Raw genomic sequence first — 15,858 nt, forward strand, 5'->3', positions numbered from 1 at the left:
TTTGAATTTTATTTTATTAAAAAGAGAAATGCTGCCCGTTTTTGCGGTTTATTCAGTTTTTTCCGGAACAAAATATATACTCAGCATTTTTTGCGAAATCAAAGGAAAAAAATCTGACATCTGTTTAGAAATAGTTAAATTCATCCCCGATTGCACTCTCTCTGTTAACTAAAAATGATTGTTATGCCATTGAAACAAGCCACGATTAGGCTACTGTTATCAGTATGCCTGTGCTGCTTCTTTTCATTTGTTGTGCTGGCGCAACAAAGAACCGTCACCGGAAGGGTTACCGACGCCAACAACCAACCCGTTTCCGGCGCCTCCATCACTGTTAAAGGAACAACTACCGGTACCCAGTCTGCTACAGACGGTACATTCTCCATTGCCGTACCCAACAACGATGCGGTTTTGGTCGTTTCCTTTGTAGGCTTCGAAAACACGGAAATTGCCGTGGGAAGCCAGTCCAGCCTCATTGTAAACATGCGCAGCACTGCCGCCAGCCTCAACGAGGTGGTGGTAACGGGTTACACCGCCCAGCGCAAAAAAGACATCACGGGTTCGGTATCCGTGGTTAGTGCCGAAGACCTCCAGATCACGCCATCGTCCAACCTGGCCGTACAGCTGCAAGGCCGTGCCCCAGGTGTTACCATCAGCACCGCCGGTGAGCCGGGTGCCGGTGCCGTAGTTCGGATCCGTGGTTTTGGTTCGGCCGGTAACAACAACCCCTTGTACATCATTGACGGGGTGCCTGCTACCGATCCTTCGTTTCTTAACCCCAACGACATCGAGTCGCTGCAGGTGTTGAAGGACGCTTCTGCTGCTTCAATCTATGGAGCCCGTGCCTCCAACGGGGTAATCATTGTAACCACCAAGCAAGGCAAGGCCGGAAAAGTTTCGCTGTCGTACGATACCTATACCGGCGTACAACGCGTAACCGACCAGATGATGCCCGACATGCTGAACACGGCGCAGTACCTCGATTACCTGCAGCGTACTACTTCATCTACCTACACCCACCCGGTGTTTGGTAAAAACGGTGCCTTCACTGTTCCTGAGTTTTACATCACCAGCCCTGGTTTTAAAGGTGGCGTTTCGGCCAGCGACCCTCGGGCCAACCCAGATTTGTACAACACCGGCGATGGCCCACTGTACCAAATTTCCAGGACAAGCCCCGGCACCAACTGGTTTAAAGAACTAACCCGCCCGGCTGTAATGACCAGCCACCAGCTTACTGCCACCGGCGGTACCGACAAGGCCAACTACTCTCTGGGTGTCAACTACTTTGACCAGGAAGGAACTTTCGTCAATACATTTTACAAACGCTACAGCATCCGCGCCAACACATCGTTCAAGCCAGTGAGCTTTTTGCGTGTGGGCGAAAACCTGCAAATCAGCTACGAAGACCGCTTGGGCGGTGCCAACCGTGGCGAAGGTGACGCATGGGCCAGCGCCTTCCGCATGGTACCCTACATTCCTGTTTACGACATAAACGGCGGATATGGCGGTAATGGTGTAGGTGAATCGGGCAACGGTAGCAACCCGGTTGCTAACCTGGAGCGTGCCAAAGACAACACAAACAAGTTTACCCGCATTTTTGGTAACGTTTATGCCGAAGTGCCGTTTACTGATTTCCTCAGTGCACGTACTTCGTATGGTATCGACATGGGTACCCAGTTTGTACGCAACATTGGCCGCAAAACCTATGAGCGTTCGGAAAACCAAGGTACCACGCAGCTTACCGAGGAAGGCTGGTATTACCTGAACTGGACCTGGACCAACACCCTGAATTTCCAAAAAACCTTTGGCAGCCACGGCGTGAAAGTGCTGCTGGGTACCGAAGCTGTGAAGGAAAACTCACGTGGTGTTCGAGCATTTGGTCAAAACTTCGACTTTGAAACACCAGATTTTGTGTCGCTGAACACCGCAGTTGCCGGTAGCTTGAGCGATCGCACTATTTCCAACTACAACATTGGCCGGAGTTCACTGTTTTCCTATATCGGCAGAATCGATTACGACTATGCCGGTAAATACCTCCTTTCGGGAACCTTCCGCCGCGACGGTAGTTCGCGTTTTGGTCCCGAAGTTCGGTACGCCAACTTCCCGTCCTTAAGTGCGGCCTGGCGTATTTCTGAAGAAGGATTCATGCAGGGCGTTTCCTGGCTCACCGATCTCAAGCTGCGTGCAGGCTGGGGCCAAATGGGTAGCCAGTCGAACATCAACCCCGCCAACCAGTTCTTTACTTTTATCTCTAACCCTGCCCGTACCAATTACGACATCGGCGGTACCAACACTTCTTCGGCCCAGGGCTACCGCCAGGACCGCGAAGGCAACCTGAGCACCAAGTGGGAAACCAGCGAAACCACCAACGTAGGTTTGGACGGAACCCTGCTCAACGGCAAGTTCGATTTCTCTGTTGACGTATATCAAAAAGATACAAAAGACCTGCTGGTAGGCCAGGCGCTGAACGGCCTGGAGCCACAGCTCACCAAGCCTTTTGTAAACATTGGTACCATGCGCAACACCGGTTACGACCTGGGCCTGAACTACCACGGCAAACCCGGTGGCGATTTCAGCTTTGACGTTGGTGTAACCTTCTCGCGGTACAAAAACACGATGACCAAACTGAACAACGAAGGAGCGCCACGCATCCAAGGTCTGGAACGTTTGAGCAATGCGCTGCGCACCGAAGCCGGCCAGCCTATTTCTTCGTTCCATGGTTATGTGATTGATGGTTTTTACACTTCTGCTGCTGAAATTACCGCCCTGCCTATGTCAGGTGCAGTAATCGGTAGCTGGCGCTACAAAGACATCAATGGTGATAAAAAAATTGATGACAACGACCGCACTTACCTGGGCAACCCGCACCCCGATTTTCAAATGGGTTTGAACCTGGCGGCTAATTACAAGGGTTTTGATTTCACAGCCTTCCTGTTCTGGAACCAGGGCAACGAGATCTACAACTACACCAAGTATTACACCGACATGCGTGTGTTTATTGGTGGTGTAAGCACACGGGTACTTACCGATAGCTGGACGCCGAACAACCCCAACGCTAAACTGCCCCAACTGGGTGTAGGCAGCGCCAATGGTTATACCTCGTTTACAACCAGTACTTCCAACTCGTATTATGTAGAAGATGGTTCTTACCTGCGGGCTAAAACCGTGCAACTGGGTTATACGCTGCCCCGGTCGCTGGTGGCTAAGGCACGCATGCAAAATGTGCGGTTGTATGTGCAGGCGCAAAACCTGTTCACCATTACCAACTACACCGGGGCCGATCCGGATATCAGCCTGATTTCCCGCGATCCGGGTGGTGCAGGCGACTATTATCTGGGTGTTGACCTGGGTGGTTTCCCCCAGCCAAAGCAATTCCTGGCCGGTTTGAACATCACTTTTTAATTAACCTACCAGCCTGAAAACAGAAGATTATGAACAAGAAACTATTTATAATTCCAGCTGCATTTGTTGCCATGGCACTGATGCATTCTTGTAAAAAAAGCTTTTTGGAGCTGTCGCCACAGGGTGTTTACGACCTGGGAAGCCTGACCAATAAAAAAGGTGTGGACGGTATGTTGATCAATGCATACGCCACGCTTGACGGCCGGCAAGACCAGCAAAATGGCGGTGCCTCCAACTGGCTTTGGGGCTCCATTACCGGCGGCGATGCCTATAAAGGCACCGAGCCTACCGACATGGTGGATGCCAACCCCGTAATGCGTTTTGAAATACTCCCGAGTAATGGCCAGCTTACCAATAAGTGGACCGGCATTTGGGATGGTGTTGGCGGTGCCAATCAAGTGCTGAAAGTGTTGCCGCAGGCATCAGATATTTCTGCTGCCGATGCCAAGCAAATTGAAGGCGAAGCCCGGTTTATCCGCGCCTTTATGCATTTTGAAGGCAAAAAGGCCTTTGGCAACATCCCGTTTCTCGATGAAACGGTAACCGATTACAAAGTGCCCAACACCGATGCCAGCGGCAATTATCTCAACATCTGGCCTAAGATCGAAGAAGACTTTAAATGGGCCTACGATAACCTCGATGAAGTGCGTCCGCATGTTGGCCGTGCCAACAAATGGGCTGCTGCTGCTTACCTGGCAAAGGCTTATATGTTTCAAAACAAATTTGCCGAAGCCAAGGCGCTGTTTGATGTGATCATTGCCAATGGTAAAAATAGCCGCGGTACACCATATGCGCTGGCAGCTAATTACCACAACAACTTCCGGGTAACTTCTGAAAACAACAGTGAAACCGTGTTTTCCATCCAGGCGTCTTACGGCGATGGTGCCAATACCAATGGTAACTACGACAACACGCTGAACTACCCGCACGGTGGTAGCGCTACAACCGAAAAGCCCGGTGCCTGCTGCGGATTTTTCCAGCCATCGCAAAACCTGGTGAACTCGTTCCGCACCGATGCGGCCGGTTTGCCCATGCCTACTACCTACAACAACGTAGACGTAACCAGCGATGAAAACCTGGCCTCAACCGATGCATTTACGCCATATTCCGGCAACCTCGATCCACGCCTCGACTGGACCGTTGGCCGCCGCGGTATTCCTTATTACGACTGGGGTATTCACCCAGGCCGCAACTGGATCCGCATGGTAACTTATGGTGGCCCGTACAGCCCCAAAAAGAACACGTACTACAAAGCTGACATTGGTACGCTTGCCGGTACTGTGGGTTGGGGTTTTGCCAACAATGCCCTCAATTTTACCGCCATGCGTTTTGCCGACGTACTGCTGATGGCTGCCGAAGCCGAAGTAGAAGTGGGTAGCCTGCAAACGGCCCGCGATTATGTAAACCGGGTACGCCGCCGTGCCGCTGCATCGCCGGTACTGAATGGCGCCAACCCCGCAGCCAACTACGTGGTAGCCGAATACACTGCACCTTGGGCCAGCAAGGAAGCCGCCAGAACTGCAGTTCGTTTTGAGCGTAAAATTGAACTGGGCATGGAAGGCCACCGCTTTTTCGACCTGGTGCGTTGGGGCATTGCCGAAGAAGTGCTGAACAACGAATACTTCCCGAAAGAAGCACAGCGCCGCGCCAGTGCTTTGGATGGTGCACGTTTTACCAAAAACAAAAACGAATATTTCCCGATCCCCGAGTTTGCCATTACACAAAGCGTTCGGGATGGACAAGCTACATTGAAACAAAATCCGGGTTACTAAACCCACATTTGCTCCAAAAACTAGAGGAGGGCCAACTGGCCCTCCTTTTTTGTTCTATGCAACAGAATGAAGCACGATTAATAGAACTGGGGCAGGGACCCATTTCATTAATTTTTTCGTGCCGCAAAAGCATGGTATCTTCCAAAAGAAGAAATGATCAGTTTGCGATATGAAGAATACTTGCCTGGCCCTGATGGCAGCGATGCTGGTGGGCTGCACCAGTGATACCCTTTTTGAGGCAATGCCTGCAACACATACCGGCATTCATTTTACCAATACACTGCAAGACAACGATACCCTGAACGTCCTGGATGTGGAAAATATCTACAACGGCAGCGGCGTGGGTGTGGGCGATTTCAACAACGACGGGTTGCAGGATCTTTATTTTGCAGGCAACACGGTTTCCAACAAACTATACATCAACAAAGGCGATCTGAAATTTGAAGATGTTACCGAAGCGGCTGGCGTAACCGGCAATGGTCATTGGAGCCGCGGCGTAAGCGTGGTAGATATCAATAACGATGGACTCATGGATATCTATGTGTCTGCTTCGCTGTCGCCGGATAGTACCAAGCGGGAAAACCTGTTGTACATCAACAAAGGCATCCAGGGTGGCAAGCCGCGCTTTGCAAACGAAGCGGCCGCTTATGGCCTGGCCGACCGGTCGCACAGCACCATGGCTGCATTTTTTGATTACGATGGCGATGGCGATTTGGATATGTATCTTTTGGTCAACGAGATTTTAAAAGACCAATATCCCAACACGTTCCGGCCCATCATCACCGACGGTTCGCATCCCAATACCGACAAGCTTTTTCGTAATGATTGGAACGATAGTGTAGGGCATCCAGTGTTTACCAATGTATCTGCCGAAGCGGGCATCACCATTGAAGGTTATGGGCATGGCGTAAACATCACCGATATCAACCGCGATGGCTGGAAAGACATTTATGTAACCAACGATTTTTTATCCAACAACCTGCTCTACATCAACCAGCGCAACGGCACGTTTGTCAACGAAGCCGAAACGTATTTCAAGCACACTTCCGAAAATGCAATGGGACAAGATGTGACCGATATTAACAACGATGGCTTAGTTGACATCATCGAGGCGGACATGAACCCCGAGGATAATTACCGGAAAAAAATGATGCTGAATCCGCTCAGTTATGCACGCTATCAAAACAATGAATTGTACGGCTACCAGCATCAGTATGTACGCAATGTGATCCAGCTAAATATGGGCCCACGGCCGGAAGGGGGTGATAGCCTGGGTGCGCCGCTGTTCAGTGATGTGGCCTTTATAACCGGCATGGCCGAAACCGATTGGAGCTGGACGCCTTCGGTTGCCGATTTCAACAACGACGGCTTTCGCGACATCATCATCACCAACGGTTTTCCAAAAGATGTAACCGACCACGACTTTATTGCCTACCGCATGAAGGCAAACATACTTGCCTCCAAACGCGACATTTTAGATCAAATACCCGAAGTGAAAATTGCCAACTACGCATACCAGAACAAAGGCGGATTGGCGTTTACCAACGTAACAAAAGATTGGGGCTTCGATGCTCCTTCGTTTTCTAACGGTGCTGCATACGTGGATTTAGACAACGATGGCGACCTGGATCTGGTGATGAACAACATCAATGATGCGGCTTTTGTGTATAAAAACAATACGCAGGAGAGGGGTAAAAACCTACACTACCTGCAGGTGCAACTGGAGGGCAGCAGTCAAAACCGCAACGGACTGGGTGCATGGATCGAATTGCATTACGGCGGCGGCAAAAAGCAGGTATATGAAGTAACACCGTACCGCGGCTACCTTTCATCGATACAGCAAGGTGCGCATTTTGGGTTGGGCGATGTTGCTGTGGTGGACACGGTAACCATTACCTGGCCCGATGGTAAACAACAGGCATTGCAAAATGTGCCTGCCAATACATTATTGAAACTGGCTTATAAAAACGCAGGTGCTGCGGTGCAAACAGCGAAGGCACAAAACACCCCCGCATATTTTACCGATGTTACCCAAAGCCTGGGCATCAGCTACCAGCACCATGATTCTGACTTTATTGACTTCAACGTGCAAAAATTGCTGCCGCATAAATTCTCCGAATACGGCCCTGCACTGGCTGTGGGCGATGTGGATGGAAACGGGCTCGACGATGTTGTTTGCGGCGGTTCGTTTTTCTTCAACGCACAGGTGTTGCTGCAACAGGCCGATGGAAAATTTGTACAAAAAACAGTAGCGGGATCGGCAGAAAGGGCGCTGGAAAAGAGGTCGGAAGATATGGGCCTAACGCTGTTTGATGCCGATGGCGATGGCGATCTAGACCTGTACATTGCCAGCGGCAGCTACGAAGCGGAACCCAACACTGCAGCCTACCAAGACCAGTTTTTCATAAATGATGGCAAAGGTAATTTTGCCCTGAATGTTCCGGCGCTGCCGCAAAATTTTACTTCTAAATCCTGTGTGCGCCCTGCCGATTTTGACAGGGATGGCGACCTCGATCTGTTCATAGCAGGCCGGGTAGATCCTTGGCATTACCCGCGGCCGGTGTCTTCATTTATTTACCGCAACGACTCGAAAAATGGCCTGGTAAAATTTACCGATGTAACTGCTGAAATTGCGCCTGCATTAAAGAACATTGGTTTGGTTTGCGATGCGGTTTGGACCGATTTCGACAACGACGGCTGGCCTGACCTGGCACTTGCCGGCGAGTGGATGCCGTTGACCTTTATTAAAAATGAGAACGGAAAATTTAACGCAGCAGGTGCGGTGCAACAAGTGCCGCAATCATCGGGTTGGTGGACCTCCATTGTGCCTGCTGATTTTGACAACGACGGCGATATGGATTATGCGGTAGGCAATTTGGGCCGCAATTCGTATTACCGCAACCGCGATGGCAAACCGGTGTGCATTACTGCCGGCGATTTTGATAAAAACGGTAGCTACGATGCCATTCCCTCGCTGTTTATCCCGGCATCAGCCGCCAATCCCACACTCAAGGAGTTTCCGGGCCAGTTGCGTGATGATTTGTCAAAGCAAATGATCTCGATGCGCAGCAAGTACCAGACCTACCAATCATATGCACGCACTACGCTGCCCGAAATGCTGACGCCGGAACAAATGAACGGTGCGCTGCGGCTGGAGGCAGTGCAGCTGCAATCGGTGCTGCTGCGCAACGACGGTGCCGGCAAGTTTACGATGGTGCCGTTGCCCATGGCTGCGCAGGTATCTCCGCTGCAAGGAATGATTGCTGAAGATGTGGATGCAGACGGCAACATGGACCTGCTGATCAGCGGCAATGACTTTAGCACCGAGGTGGCTGTTGGCCGCTATGATGCGCTGCATGGATTGTTGCTGAAAGGCACCGGCGATGGCGGCTTTACACCGGTGCCGGTAGCGGAAAGCGGGCTGTATATTCCGGGCAATGGAAAAGCATTGGTAAAGCTGCGCGGTGCCAACGGCGGTATGCTGGTGGCTGCCAGCCAAAATAAAGGCCCATTGAAAATATTTGGAACCAAAGCCGGCGCAGCATCGGTGCAGTTGCAACCAGCCGATGTAGTGGCATTGGTAAAATTGACTTCAGGAAAAACACAGCGCAGGGAACTGAATTTTGGAGCAGGTTTCCTGTCGCAGTCGGGGCGTTTTTTATGGGTAAATAAAAGTATACAAAGCGTTGAAGTGATCGATGCGAAAGGCGGGAAACGTACATTGCCGTTGAGCAAATAATAAAAAGTGGTTTGACTTGTTAAAGCAATGTTTCAATCAAATGCGTTTTTATTTTTTGCCGTTACCCCATTTCACGTTGATCATTATGCGCAAATCCTTTCTTGTTGTTTTTGTTTGTACAATCATTGTTGCCTTATTTGCCTGCGGCGATGAGTGGCAGCGCAATGCATCGCATGCCGATGTGCCGGACGAAAGCATCCGGAAAGGAAAGGCCCTGGCTGCACAATACTGCCAGTCGTGCCATTTGCTGCCGGAGCCCGCACAACTGGATGCCGCCAGTTGGGAAAAGGGCGTACTGCCGCATATGGGACCGCGCCTTGGCATTTTTGCCTATGGTTTTGAACGCTATCCTGCATCGGCCAACAACCCGCACCTGCCGCGTGGCTTTTACCCCGACACGCCGGTGCTTTCATTTGTAGCGTGGCAGCATATTATTGATTACTACACCGTCACGGCTCCCGATAGCCTTGCCGTACCCGCCAAAGAGGTGCCGCAAACCTTGACGCAGTTCCAAGTGTTGCAGCCGCGTTATCATAGCGCTTTTCCATTGGCTTCGTTTACTGCATTCGATACAGTGAACCGCCAGGTGCTGGTGTATGATATGAGCGCCGAACAATTGATGCGCTTTGATGCAGGATTGCAATTAAAAGACTCGGTAACAATTAAAGGCGCTGTTTCTGATGTAGTGCAGTCAGGTGCCGAGCTTTTTGCAAGCAATATGGGCAACATCAATCCCAGTGATGCGCCATTTGGCAGTGTACAGCAAATTGGTTTTAGTACTACCGCCAATGCACAAACGCTTTTCGATTCTTTGCAGCGACCTGTTGCGCTGCAGCGTACCGATATCAACGGTGACGGGCGTGCCGATTTTGTAGCAGGCTCTTTTGGTTTTTTTACCGGTCACCTAAGCTGGTTTGAGGCATTGGAAGGTGGCGGTTTTCAAAAGCACCTGATCAAACCACTGCCTGGTGCGGCACAGATATATGTAACTGACGACAACAACGACGGCCTGCCCGACCTTTGGGTGTTGTTTGCGCAGGGCGATGAAAGCATACGCAGGTTTATCAATTTAGGTGGTGGCCGTTTTAAGGAGGAAGTAGTGCTTCGTTTTCCGGCGGTATGGGGTTCTACATCATTTCAATTAGTGGATATGGACGGTGATGGCGACCGGGACATTGTGTACACCTGCGGCGACAATGCCGACTATTCGCCTATTTTAAAACCCTACCACGGCGTGTATGTTTTCCTGCAAGAGGGCGGCAAGTTCCGGCAACAGTTTTTTTACCACCTCAATGGCGCTTTTAAAGCCCGCACCGCCGACTTTGACCGGGACGGCGATATGGACATTGCTGCCATTTCTTTTTTCGCCGATTACCGCCTGCAGCCGGCGCAGGGTTTTGTTTACCTGCAAAATAGGGGCGGCTGGAACTTTGGCGCCACTACGTTGGCGCAGGCAGCTTTGGGCCGTTGGATTACCCTCGATGCCGGCGACCTCGACGGCGATGGCTGGACCGACCTGGTGATCGGCAATATGGCCAAGCCCGGCGCTGCTTCGGGGGCATCGGTGCAGTGGGAGCGGGGGCCGCTCTTTTTGGTGCTGCGCAATGCGGGTGGAAAGCGGTAGAACAAAAGCCGGTGCGGGCTAAACTTGCAGCAAGCGGCAGCGGCCTGTTTTACTATTTTATGTAAATTGAACTCTATCTGCCTTAACGAACCTGCAGCAACGAAGATGAATGCTGCTGCACAACCCGGATTGTTTGCTATGAAGAAAATGTGGTTACCCGTACTGGTGCTGGTAGTTTTTGCCGCAGGCTGCCGCCAACACCAAAACTCCGATCCTGGCCTGCTGACCGATGCAGGCTTGCTGCACCGCAACATGAAAGCCCTCACCGAGGTGATAATCCACGACGCTTTTTCGCCGCCCGTTGCCAGCCGCATTTATTCTTATACTTCCATTGCAGCGTATGAGGCCATGCGCCACAGCCAGCCCGGCTACCGCTCTGTGGCAGGCCAGCTCAATGCCATTACACAAATGCCGCAGCCGATAGAAGGTAAGGAATACAATTACCTGCTGGCCGCAACCAAGGCATTTTTTACTGTGGCCGAAAAAATAACCTTTGCCAAAGATTCACTCATCCAATACCAGGATGGATTGTATGCACAATTTGCAGGCCTGCTGGATGAGGAAACATACCTGCGGTCGCTGGATTTTGGCGAAGCCGTTGGGCAAAAAGTGTTGGAGCGCACCACCAAAGATTATTACAAAGAAACCCGCGGCATGTCGAAATTCATCGGCACCGGCCAAATGGGCAACTGGCGGCCCACAGCCCCCGATTATATGGATGCTGCCGAGCCGCATTGGTTCCGCGTGTTGCCCTTGGCGCTGGATTCGGCCACGCAGTTCCGCTGCCCGCCGCCACCGGCCTACAGCACCGATACCGCCAGCCAGTTTTTCAAATACGCCATTGAGGTGTACCAAACCGCCCAGAACCTGACTGCCGAACAAAAAGAAATTGCCCGCTATTGGGATGACAACCCTTTTGTGATGGAGCACGCCGGCCACGTGATGTACGCCACCAAAAAGATTACGCCGGTGGGCCACTGGATTGGCATTGCGGGTATTGCCAGCGGCCAGAAAGGGTTAAATCCAGTAGAAACAGCGGAAACATACATGCTTACTTCGGTAGCTATTTATGATGCGTTTATTGCCTGCTGGGAAGAAAAATACCGCACCCAGGTCATTAGGCCCATTACGGTGATCAACGACCTGATTGATGCCAAATGGCAGCCCATGTTGCAAACGCCTGCGTTCCCGGAATATACCAGCGGGCACAGCGGCATTTCGGCTGCTGCGGCTACGGTGTTGACCAAACGCTTTGGCGACAACTTTGCTTTTGAAGACACCTCCGACCTCGAGTATATTGGCATGAAACGCAGGTTCAATTCATTTCACCAGGCAGCGCAGGAAGCTTCTATCAGTCGGATTTATGGTGGCATTCATTACCGCAGCGGTGTGGAAGCCGGCAACATGCAGGGTGCCAAAATCGGGAGCTTTATTTTAGGTAAAATCAAAACAAAAGAATGATGCGGCTGACCTTTTTAGTGATGGCGATGTTTGTATTGTGCGGTGTGGGCGCAGCGCAAAAAGGAGGCAACGATATCCCGATGTTTAAGTTGTGGCGCACCAACGGGCAGCTAATAACAGCTAAAGAGTTGCCTGCCAAAAAGCCGGTGGTGCTCATTTATTTTGCCCCCGATTGCCACCACTGCACTGACCTGCTCAAAGGCGTATTTAAAGAAATGCCTGCCTTTAAAAAAGCCACTTTGGTGCTGGCCACTTTTAAGCCGGCCAACGAGTTGCGCAGCTTTGAACAAACCTATAAAACGGCTTCATATCCCAACATCATCACAGGCACCGAAGGCAATACATTTTTCCTGCGCTATCATTACAACATGCAGCGGACGCCGTTTGTAGCCTTATTCAATGCAGCGGGTAAACTGGTGCGCACCTTTGATAAAGAGCCGATGGTAAAGGATTTGCTGCCAGCGGTGAAGGCATTGTAGTTTTTTGTGCCAAGCTTTGAATCGTGCAGCACGTTTCTTAGCATGGAAAAGACCAACTTCAGGTTTAAACTATTATTCCGCAATGACATGGATGGTCTTATTTTTAATCTGTTGCACTACGCTTTTTAGTTGCAAACCTAAATCTGCTCAATTTGAAGATGTAGCTGTTGATACAACAAGCCAAAATCAAACGCTTTCAATATTGCAGCCAAAGATGCCTATGATACTCGGTTATAGGCCGCTGCGGATGAAGAAGAAACTTGGGGGCACATGGACCAGCAGAACAAGTCCGGAATTGCTGAAATCATTTGACGAAGATTCGATTTACTATCCGAAACAGCGACGGTTTCGACAGAAGTACACTTCATTTAAATACATCCTCAACAACGACACGCTGTTCACGTTTTTTCCTCATAGAATAGACACAGCAATCATTGAATTTCTAGGACCAGATCAATTGAAATTCAAAGGTGAGAACGGCGGTATATGGTATTGGTTATCAGACTGACGGTCATGTTGTGTTTGAACTAGCGCAATTGGTAAAATAGTTGCAGCAGATAAGCAGTATCATGCGAAGTTTGTAATGTATAAAAACGTTTGACGATGCTGCGAATAATCTTTTTTTTATTGCTGGCTGCAGGCTCGATTGTTTCAACAAATGCACAAAAGACCCGCAAGCCTGCGCCACAAGCGTTCAATGCGGCTGCCAGGCCCAAAAATCTTTCTGATTCGGCGCTGCTCGAGTTGGTGCAAAAGCAAACATTTCGCTATTTCTGGGATTTTGCACACCCGGTATCGGGCATGGCCCGCGAACGAAGCAACGCCACTTTTGGCTATGGTGATGAAGTGGTGACCACCGGCGGCACCGGCTTTGGCGTGATGGCTGTGATTGTTGCCGCGGAGCGGGGTTGGATCAGCCGCGATACGGCTGCCCGCCACCTGCGCAAGCTGGTGAATTTTTTATGGAAAGCCGACGCATTTCACGGCGTATACCCACACTGGCTGGATGGAGGCACAGGCAAAGTAATCCGCTTTAGCCGCAAGGACGATGGCGGCGACCTGGTGGAAACTTCCTTCCTGATGCAGGGGCTGCTTTGTGTGCGGCAATATTTTAACCAGAACAACGAAGTGGAGTCCGACATCCGCAATAAGATCAACTGGATATGGAGCGAAATGGAGTGGGACTGGTACACCCGCGGCGGCGAGGAAGTGCTGTACTGGCACTGGAGCCCCAACAATGGTTGGGCCATGAACTTTCCGCTGCGCGGCTACAACGAAGCGCTAATTACGTATGTGCTGGCGGCCGGTGCCGAACGCTATCCGGTGGATGCAAAAGTGTACCACCGCGGCTGGGCGCAAAGCAATTTCTTTAAAAATGGGAAAGAGTTTTACGGTTATCGTTTGCCGTTAGGTTTTGATTTTGGCGGGCCGCTGTTTTTTGCCCACTATTCTTTTGTTGGCCTCGATCCCCGCGGACTAAAAGACCGCTATGCCGATTACTGGGAACAAAACAAGAATCATACACTTGTCAACAGGGCTTATTGCGTGGAAAATCCAAAGGGCTGGAAAGGTTTTGGCCCGCAAAGCTGGGGATTGACTGCATCGGATAATCACCGCGGATATGGAGCGCATTCGCCATCGGAAGACTTAGGCGTAATTACGCCCACTGCAGCACTTTCTTCGTTCCCCTACACGCCGGAATACTCGATGCAAGCGCTGCGCTATTTCTACGATACGTTGGGCGATAAGATCTGGAGCGAATATGGCTTTGTGGATGCGTTTAATGAAACGGAAGGATGGTATGCAAAATCGCACCTGGCTATTGACCAGGGGCCGATTATTGTGATGATTGAAAACTACCGCACCGGGCTGTTGTGGAACCTGTTCATGAGCTGCCCCGAAGTGCAGCATGGATTGAAGAAGCTAGGCTTTGAAAGCCCGAAGTTCAAGTAGCTGGGTGCTGGTATTTCGCTTTGCTGTTTGTCATGCTGAGCGCAGCGAAGCATCTGATTTTTAAATTGAAAATGCTCTTACAAAGTAAGCAGGTTTATTATTTTTTCAACATTTGCCTTATGCAATGCTCAGATGCTTCGCTGTGCTCAGCATGACAGGCGGAGCGGAAGATGGATTAGCAAAGCGTTTGATGCGCAGCGATCAGGTATGATGGGTGCGGTGCTGCAGCATGAAAGAAATAAATGATGGTTGGATACATCAATGAGAGTTAATGATGGCTCAATAGCGTTACCGAACGATGCAGTGTGCGACGCAACAGGCGTGGAACAGCGTTACAAAAGCTGGTTTAAAGAAAATAAAACAGCCACTCCGAAAAGAGTGGCTGTTTGCAAATTGTAGGTAGATGATGCTTTTTATTTCAATTGATACGCCACAACTGATTTTGCAAAAAACGTAGGCACATATACAATGCGTTTTTGTGCATCATAGCCAATATCGGCAGTGTTCTTTTTTTGTTCCCGCGTATCGAGCAGGGTGCTTACCTGGCCATCTTTTGTGATGTAATACACCACACCGCTCCAGGTAGATGTGATCAGGTCGCCATTGCCAATGGGTTCAATGCCATCGCCGCCCATGGGCATGGTGCCCACAACCGTTGTTTGTTTGCCATCGGTGGTTTTCAGTACATCGTTGGAGGTACACACATACAGCTCGTTGCCCACGGCCAGCACACCATTCACGCCCTTCAGTCCATCCATGTACAGCGTAGCGTTGCCATTGCTGATGCGGTGCACTTTTCCGTTGCGCGAATCGGAAACATATACGGTGCCGCCGTTGCCAATGGTGATGTCGTTAAGACCCGTAGCATCGGTGATGGGTATGCGCTTTTCGATGGCTCCTTTTTGCACGTCGATCACCACCACTTCGCCCATATCGGCCACGTACAGTTTGCCGCCGTGCAGGCCCATGCCTTTAGGCGCATGCAGCCCGGTTACCCATGCAGCATTCAATATTTTTCCCGATTTATCCAGCTGCGCAATGGCACCTTTGCCATCGGCACCCCAGGGCTCGCCGTCGATGAGCGACACATACAATATGTTCTTTTGCGGGTCGGGCAGTACCGACTCGGGCACAGCCAGCGTGGTGTCGCTTTCCCAAAGTTTTTCCAGGCTGCGTTGCGCACCGGCAGCGGTGTACAGGCCCAGCGCAAGCAATAGCATTAGTTGTTTCATGGTGTGATGTTTTGGGTGTTTTGTTTGCTAAAGATAATGCCCGCCGCAGGTAAAACGTGTTGTCGGTTTAATGCAATCAGCAATGTGTTGTTTGCTGCTGTATCAAAACAGGGATGAGGCGGAGGTATGTTGCGCCATTTGTTGTACAAAACCGTTTATTCTTTTTGCGCTAATTTCCGGTTTCATCAAAGTTGTTAAC

Annotated in this window: 8 protein-coding genes; 7 read left to right on the forward strand and 1 reads right to left on the reverse strand. The window is 50.6% G+C overall.

The genetic code is table 11. The features are described 5' to 3' along the window. Positions 1-183 precede the first annotated feature (183 nt). The 7 genes from EPD17_RS06635 to EPD17_RS06665 all read left to right on the forward strand — a co-directional run bounded on the left by EPD17_RS06635 (position 184) and on the right by EPD17_RS06665 (position 14,427). Positions 184-3,399, forward strand: coding sequence for a SusC/RagA family TonB-linked outer membrane protein (locus EPD17_RS06635; RefSeq protein ID WP_165929546.1), 3,216 nt, complete (start codon positions 184-186; stop codon positions 3,397-3,399). A gap of 29 nt (positions 3,400-3,428) precedes the next feature. Then, complete coding sequence (locus EPD17_RS06640; RefSeq protein ID WP_114235803.1) at positions 3,429-5,171, forward strand: RagB/SusD family nutrient uptake outer membrane protein; 1,743 nt, start codon at positions 3,429-3,431, stop codon at positions 5,169-5,171. Between the two features lie 169 nt (positions 5,172-5,340). After that, a complete protein-coding gene (locus EPD17_RS06645; RefSeq protein ID WP_132052821.1) occupies positions 5,341-8,910 on the forward strand; it encodes a VCBS repeat-containing protein in 3,570 nt (1,189 codons plus the stop codon). 85 nt (positions 8,911-8,995) lie between these two features. Continuing rightward, positions 8,996-10,534 (forward strand): FG-GAP repeat domain-containing protein, encoded by a 1,539-nt coding sequence (locus tag EPD17_RS06650; protein WP_165929547.1) that lies wholly within the window; start codon positions 8,996-8,998, stop codon positions 10,532-10,534. A gap of 138 nt (positions 10,535-10,672) precedes the next feature. Further along, complete coding sequence (locus EPD17_RS06655) at positions 10,673-11,995, forward strand: vanadium-dependent haloperoxidase (protein ID WP_132052825.1); 1,323 nt, start codon at positions 10,673-10,675, stop codon at positions 11,993-11,995. Further along, positions 11,992-12,474: a TlpA family protein disulfide reductase gene (locus tag EPD17_RS06660; protein WP_132052827.1), complete on the forward strand. Its 483-nt coding sequence runs from the start codon at positions 11,992-11,994 to the stop codon at positions 12,472-12,474. Before EPD17_RS06655 ends, EPD17_RS06660 begins: the two co-directional genes overlap by 4 nt. 603 nt (positions 12,475-13,077) lie before the next feature. Continuing rightward, a complete protein-coding gene (locus EPD17_RS06665; RefSeq protein ID WP_132052829.1) occupies positions 13,078-14,427 on the forward strand; it encodes a glucoamylase family protein in 1,350 nt (449 codons plus the stop codon). Positions 14,428-14,840: 413 nt separating this feature from the next. Here EPD17_RS06665 and EPD17_RS06670 read toward each other — a convergent pair whose 3' ends face one another. After that, the gene (locus EPD17_RS06670; protein ID WP_132052831.1) at positions 14,841-15,659 is read right to left on the reverse strand and encodes an NHL repeat-containing protein; all 819 of its coding nucleotides are present in this window, start codon (positions 15,657-15,659) and stop codon (positions 14,841-14,843) included. Between the last annotated feature and the right edge of the window lie 199 nt (positions 15,660-15,858).

The sequence above is a fragment of the Pseudocnuella soli genome (assembly GCF_004347775.1).
Taxonomy (GTDB): Bacteria; Bacteroidota; Bacteroidia; order Chitinophagales; family Chitinophagaceae; genus Flavisolibacter; species Flavisolibacter aquaticus.

Excerpts from the sequence above, each read along its gene's own strand:
- EPD17_RS06635 (WP_165929546.1), top strand. The coding sequence starts at position 184 with ATGCCATTGAAACAAGCCACGATTAGGCTACTGTTATCAGTATGCCTG.
- EPD17_RS06640 (WP_114235803.1), top strand. The coding sequence starts at position 3,429 with ATGAACAAGAAACTATTTATAATTCCAGCTGCATTTGTTGCCATGGCA.
- EPD17_RS06645 (WP_132052821.1), top strand. The coding sequence starts at position 5,341 with ATGAAGAATACTTGCCTGGCCCTGATGGCAGCGATGCTGGTGGGCTGC.
- EPD17_RS06650 (WP_165929547.1), top strand. The coding sequence starts at position 8,996 with ATGCGCAAATCCTTTCTTGTTGTTTTTGTTTGTACAATCATTGTTGCC.
- EPD17_RS06655 (WP_132052825.1), top strand. The coding sequence starts at position 10,673 with ATGAAGAAAATGTGGTTACCCGTACTGGTGCTGGTAGTTTTTGCCGCA.
- EPD17_RS06660 (WP_132052827.1), top strand. The coding sequence starts at position 11,992 with ATGATGCGGCTGACCTTTTTAGTGATGGCGATGTTTGTATTGTGCGGT.
- EPD17_RS06665 (WP_132052829.1), top strand. The coding sequence starts at position 13,078 with ATGCTGCGAATAATCTTTTTTTTATTGCTGGCTGCAGGCTCGATTGTT.
- EPD17_RS06670 (WP_132052831.1), bottom strand. The coding sequence starts at position 15,659 with ATGAAACAACTAATGCTATTGCTTGCGCTGGGCCTGTACACCGCTGCC.